Genomic DNA, 5324 nt, shown 5'->3' on the forward strand with positions numbered 1-5324 from the left:
ATCAGCAGGGACCAGGCCACGAGGGAGCTGGCGCCCGAGCCGCGGCCCGGCCCGACGGGAATGCCCTGCGACACCGCCCACTTCATGAAGTCCGAGACGATCAGGAAGTAGCCGGAGAAGCCCATCTTCTGGATGACCGCGATTTCCTGCTCCAGCCGGGCCTCGTAGGCCTCAAGCGGGACTGCAGGCGGATGCACGGCGAGGCGCGCGCGCAGGCCCTCCCGGGCCTGACTGGCGAGTTCCTCTTCTTCGGTCCGGCCCTCCGTCGTGGAAAATCGCGGCAGGATGGGGTCGCGCTTCTTGACCATGAAGGCGCAACGCCGGGCGATGTCGATCGTGTTGTCGCAGGCCTCGGGAAGATCCGCGAACAGGGCGCGCATGTCCGCCGCCGGCTTGAACCAGTGCTCCGGCGTCACCCGACGGCGTTCGTCCTGACCGATGAAGGCGCCGTCCGCAATGCAGAGAAGCGCCTCGTGGGCCGTGTAGAGGTCGGCGGTGGGAAAGTAGACGTCGTTTGTCGCCACCAGCGGCAGGTCATGGGCATAGGCGTAGGCCACCAGCGCCGGCTCCGCCGCCGCCTGACTGGCGAGGCCATGCCTCTGGAGTTCAATGTAGAAGCGGTCGCCGAAGGCCTCCGCCATCGCCGCCAGCGCGGCCTCGCCGTCTGCTGTCCGCCCTGCGGCGAACAGGGGATCTATGGGACCGTCGGCGCCCCCGGAGAGCAGGATCAGCCCCTCGGCCCGGGCCGCCACCGCCGACCAGGGCACGGAAGGCTCCTCGACGCCATCCGCTTCGAGATAGGCCATGGAGGACAGGGTGGAGAGATTGAGATAGCCCGCCTCGGACTGGGCCAGCAGCACGATTGTGGGGGTGCGCGCCCAGCGCTCAGGAGGCCGGCCGCCGATCCCGGTGACCGGCAGGGCGCAGCCGATGATGGGCTGGACCCCGGCGTCCTTGGCGATGACAGAGAACTCCAGGGCGCCGAACAAGTTGGCCCGGTCGGCGATGGCCACTGCCGGCATGCCTTGGCCGAGGGCGAGCTGACCCAGCGCATCCGCGCGGACCGCCCCTTCGAGCAATGAGTAGGCCGAGCGAACGCGCAGATGGATAAACCCGTCCTTCATCGACATGCGTCCGCCCCACCCTCCTGTGTCCCTGGGAGACCCCGGTCCCGCCCGGAAGACCGCCTGCACCCGCCGGGCCAGGCTGCGCCTCGCGGTCCGAAGCCCTTTCGGGACGTCTCACCTGTCATGCCGCCAGGACGGCGATCTGACACACTGTCCACACAAAGCCGGCTACCGACAGAAAGGCCAGTGATTCCCGTGCAAGTCGAGCCATGTCTCAATCTCCAACCGTGTTCGTGGAATGTTCCTATTCCTCTTTTGTTCTCATTTCAAGGGGTCGGACTCAGGCGGGAACGATGCGGCCCTGGCGAAGGGTAAGGATCCGGTCCATCCGACCTGCGAGCTCGAGGTTGTGCGTCGCGATGAGCGCCGCCGTCCCCTGCCCCCGGACGACCCTTCTGAGACTGTCGAAGACAGAGGCCGAGGTGTCAGGATCGAGATTTCCCGTCGGCTCGTCTGCAAGAAGGATCCGCGGCCGGTTGGCGAGCGCACGGGCGACCGCCACCCTCTGCTGCTCACCGCCGGACAGCTGGGCGGGCTGATGCTCGGTCCGGTCGGCGAGGCCAAGCTCAGCCAGCAGGGCGGTGGCGCGTTCACGGGCTGCAGCGGGGGTGCGCCCCGCCATCAGTTGCGGCAACATGACATTCTCGGCCGCCGTGAACTCCGGAGAGAGGTGATGGGCCTGATAGACGAAACCGATCGCGGAAAGCCGCATGCGCGTTCTTTGCGCCTCGGACAAGTCGGTGCAGTCACGGCCCTCGACGATGACCCGGCCGGAGGTCGGCCGCTCAAGAAGACCCGCGGCGTGCAGAAGCGACGACTTGCCTGAGCCGGAGGGCCCGACCAGACCGACGATCTCGCCGGCGTCCAGATCCAGCTCCACGCCGTCGAGCACGTGCAGAAGCCGGTCGCCCGAACGGTAGGTCCTGTGGAGATCCCTCAGGGACAGGACCGGAGCCTCACTCATAACGGAGGGCCTCCACAGGATCGAGGCGGCTGGCGCGCCATGCCGGAGGCAGGGTCGCCAGGAAGGCCGCGCCCAGCGACCAGCCGAGGATGAGCATGACCTCGGCCCAGTCGATACGGGCCGGAATCCGGGAGAGGTAGTAGACGTCGGAGGCGAAGACCCGGGCGCCGGTCAGCCACTCCACCGCCTGCTGGATCGGACCGATATAGGTGCAGAAGACGACCCCAATCAGCAGGCCGGTCAGAGCGCCGGCGACCCCGACCGCCGCCCCCGCCATGAAGAAGATACGCAGGATGGCGCCCTGGCCCGCCCCCATGGTGCGAAGGATGGCGATGTCCCGGCCCTTGTTCTTCACCAGCATGATGAGGCCCGAGATGATGTTTGCGGCGGCGATGACCACAAGCATCATCAGGATCAGCCGCATGACATTTCGTTCGACCTTCAGCGCCCCCCAGAAGGCGGCGTTGCGCTCGGTCCAGTCGGAGACGGAGGCTGCAGGACCCGCCAGCGACGCCACCTGCGCCTTCACCTCGGCGGCGCGGTCGGGCTCATCGATCCTGATCTCGATGAAGTCCGGGGCGCCCTCACGACCAAAGAAGAGCTCGGCCTGCTCGATGGGCATATAAAGGAAGGTCTGGTCATACTCGCTCATGCCGACGGTAAAGAGACCGCCGACAATGTAGGTCTTGCGTTGCGGCGCATCCCCGAAGGCGGTGGCCGCCCCGGAGGGCGAGATCAGGGTGATGGGGTCGCCGGACCGCAGACCAAGGGCGGCGGCGAGGCGATCGCCCACCAGCACCCTGTCCCCGCCGAATTCGCCTTCGCCCCATCCTTCGAGCCCGCCCGGCGAAATGTTGTCGGCGACGAGTCGCGTCGCCAGCAGATCCGCACGTGAGACACCCCGGACGATGGCGCCGGAGACCTGCCCGTCGCCGACCGCCATCACCTGTCCCTCAATGACAGGAGAGGCCTGGACCACCCCCGGCAGGCGGGCCAGCCTCTGGGCGAGGGCCGCGGGGTCGACACCGTCGGCCGATGTCGCTGTGACGAAGACATGGCCGTTGAAGCCCAGGATCCGGGACAGGAGTTCGGCCCTGAACCCGTTCATCACGCTCATCACGATGATCAGGACCGCCACTGCGAGCGCGATCCCGACGTACGCGATCACGCCGATCAGGGCGACGCCGCCCTCCCGGCGGCGGGACCGCAGATACCGGCCGGCGACCATTCGCTCCCACCGGCTGAAGGGGCCGGCTGGGCGCAGGAGAGACGGCGCGTCGGGAGGGAACTCGGTCATGGGCTCGGCAAGATTGGGCTCGCCCTCGCTATGCCCCGGTTCGCAGGCGAAAAGAAGGCCGCCCGGGAGCTGGGCGGCCTTCTCCATCTCGGGGAACGCTCCGGCCGCAGCCGGCAGGGGTGATTAGGCGCGCCTTGCGCTGTGCGTCACCCTCCGCGCGGCTATCGGACACTGCCGGCCCGGTGGGCGCCGGTTTCCTGGGCGATCCGGCTTCAAGGGCGCCCTTACGCTAGGCGTGAAGCCGCCTCAGCCAGAGCGGCGAACCGGGGAGAACGAGATCACCTCGAAATAGAAGAGCAGGAAGAAGATCGCGAAGATGACTGCAGAGATCACCGTCGTCAGGAGAAACTTCTCCTTGAGGCGCGGATTGACCGGTGAGGCCGGATCGCCCCCGGCCGGCGGCTTGATTCCCGCCTCGGCGTGGGACTTCGACCCCAGGGGAAGAACAGCGAACAGCACTGTCCACCATATCGTCAGATAGATGGCGATGGCCGTGATGGGGTTCATGTGTGTGCGTCCCTGGGGGTTTCCATCAGTTCGACCAGAACGCCGCCCATGTTCCGGGGGTGGACGAAGATCACTGGCGTGCCATGGGCGCCAATCCTGGGCACGCCATTGTTCAGGACGGTTGCGCCCTTGGCGGCCATGTCATCGCGGGCGGCGAGGATATCCTCCACCTCGAAGCAGACGTGGTGCTGGCCGCCGGAAGGGTTCCTGGCCAGGAAGCCGTGCAGCGGCGAGGCCTCCCCGAGGGGCTCGATCAGTTCGATCTGGCTGTTGGGCAGGTCGACGAAACAGACATTGACCCCCTGCTCCGGCATGGCCTTGACCGCCGAAATCTGCGTAGCGCCGAGCACGTCGCGGTAAAGCTTCACGGACTCGGCGATCGAGGGTGTGGCGACCCCCACATGGTTCAGTCTTCCGATCATGCGGGAGGCATACACCGGCGGGGCGCCCGCGTCATCCTTGACCCCGGGTCACTGGGTGAACAGGGCCGCGCCGCCATCGCGCAGGTGGCTCCGCGCGGCGGCCGGCTCGAAGACCGCACCGGCCGCCAGCAGGGACTCGATGCGGTCCGGCGATAGACCGAACTCGGCCAGAACCTCCCGCGTATGCTCGCCGGCGTCGGGAACCGGGAAGCGGAAGCCGCCGGGGGTGCGCGAGAAGTCCGCATAGCTGCGGACCCCGACCGCCTCGCCGAGACGACGGTGCCGCCAGGCCTCGAAGACCCGGTTCTCCGCCAGCCAGGCGTCCTCGTAGGCCTCGTAGCCTCTCACGCACGGGGCGCAGGGTACTCCGGCGGTCGTCAGCAGGGCGAGGACCTGGTCCCTCGACTGTCCGGCGAGGCGTTCCGCCACGCGTTCGGCCAGCGCCCCCCCTGGGGGTGCGGAGAGGGCCTCGCCGGGGTCCGCCGGCGTCCCCAGCACCGTCAGGAGAGCGTCCGCCTCGGCGATCGTCTCGGCGGCCACTGCGAGCCATCCGTCCTGGCACTCATAGTAACGTTGAACCGGGCTGAGCCCGAGGCAGTCAACTCCGCCCGAGGGCGCTGGCGGCCGGCCGGGATATTCGACCACCTCTCCCAGCTGGAAGGTCAGGCTCTGGGCCAGCAGGCTGGTGACGACCTCCTGCCCCTCCCCTGTCCGGCGGCGGGCGTTGAGGGCCGAGATGATGCCGAAGGCGACCACGCCGGCGGTGGCCACATCGTTGACCGCGATGGTGTGCAGGACGGGTTCGGCCTCGCCGCCCTGGGCGGCCATCATGCCGCCCTCGGCCTGAAGCAGGGGGTCAAAGCCCGGCAGGGGCGCCCGCGGACCCGCATCGCCATAGGCGTTGACCGAGCAGGAAATGATCCGTGGATTGATCTGGCGCAGCGCCTCGTAGTCCACGCCCAGACGCTTGCGGACGCCAAATCGGTAGTTGTAGATCGGAAGAGCAC

7 protein-coding genes are annotated in these 5324 nt (G+C 68.0%); all 7 read right to left on the minus strand.

From position 1 onward, the window contains the following. The coding region (locus INE98_RS06320) for a PHP domain-containing protein (protein ID WP_293537477.1) at window positions 1-1130 on the minus strand (1130 nt) is incomplete at its 3' end. A 118-nt stretch (window positions 1131-1248) separates the two neighbouring features. Beyond that, entirely contained in the window at window positions 1249-1338 is a 90-nt protein-coding gene (sidA, locus tag INE98_RS14535; protein WP_367120170.1) for a cell division inhibitor SidA, read from the minus strand. Window positions 1339-1407: 69 nt separating this feature from the next. Beyond that, complete coding sequence (locus tag INE98_RS06325; protein ID WP_293537479.1) at window positions 1408-2091, minus strand: ABC transporter ATP-binding protein; 684 nt, start codon at window positions 2089-2091, stop codon at window positions 1408-1410. Then, window positions 2084-3388, minus strand: a complete 1305-nt coding sequence (locus tag INE98_RS06330) for a lipoprotein-releasing ABC transporter permease subunit (protein ID WP_293537485.1) — start codon at window positions 3386-3388, stop codon at window positions 2084-2086. The genes INE98_RS06325 and INE98_RS06330 overlap by 8 nt, the downstream gene beginning before the upstream one ends. A 246-nt stretch (window positions 3389-3634) precedes the next feature. Further along, entirely contained in the window at window positions 3635-3895 is a 261-nt protein-coding gene (locus INE98_RS06335) for a DUF1467 family protein (protein WP_293537481.1), read from the minus strand. Next, window positions 3892-4317, minus strand: coding sequence for a methylmalonyl-CoA epimerase (gene mce, locus INE98_RS06340; RefSeq protein ID WP_293537482.1), 426 nt, complete (start codon window positions 4315-4317; stop codon window positions 3892-3894). The genes INE98_RS06335 and mce overlap by 4 nt, the downstream gene beginning before the upstream one ends. A 48-nt stretch (window positions 4318-4365) precedes the next feature. Next, on the minus strand, window positions 4366-5324 hold a 959-nt coding region (locus INE98_RS06345; RefSeq protein WP_293537484.1), incomplete at its 5' end, for a CaiB/BaiF CoA-transferase family protein.

It is taken from the genome of Phenylobacterium sp., from assembly GCF_020253645.1.
Lineage (GTDB): Bacteria > Pseudomonadota > Alphaproteobacteria > Caulobacterales > Caulobacteraceae > Phenylobacterium.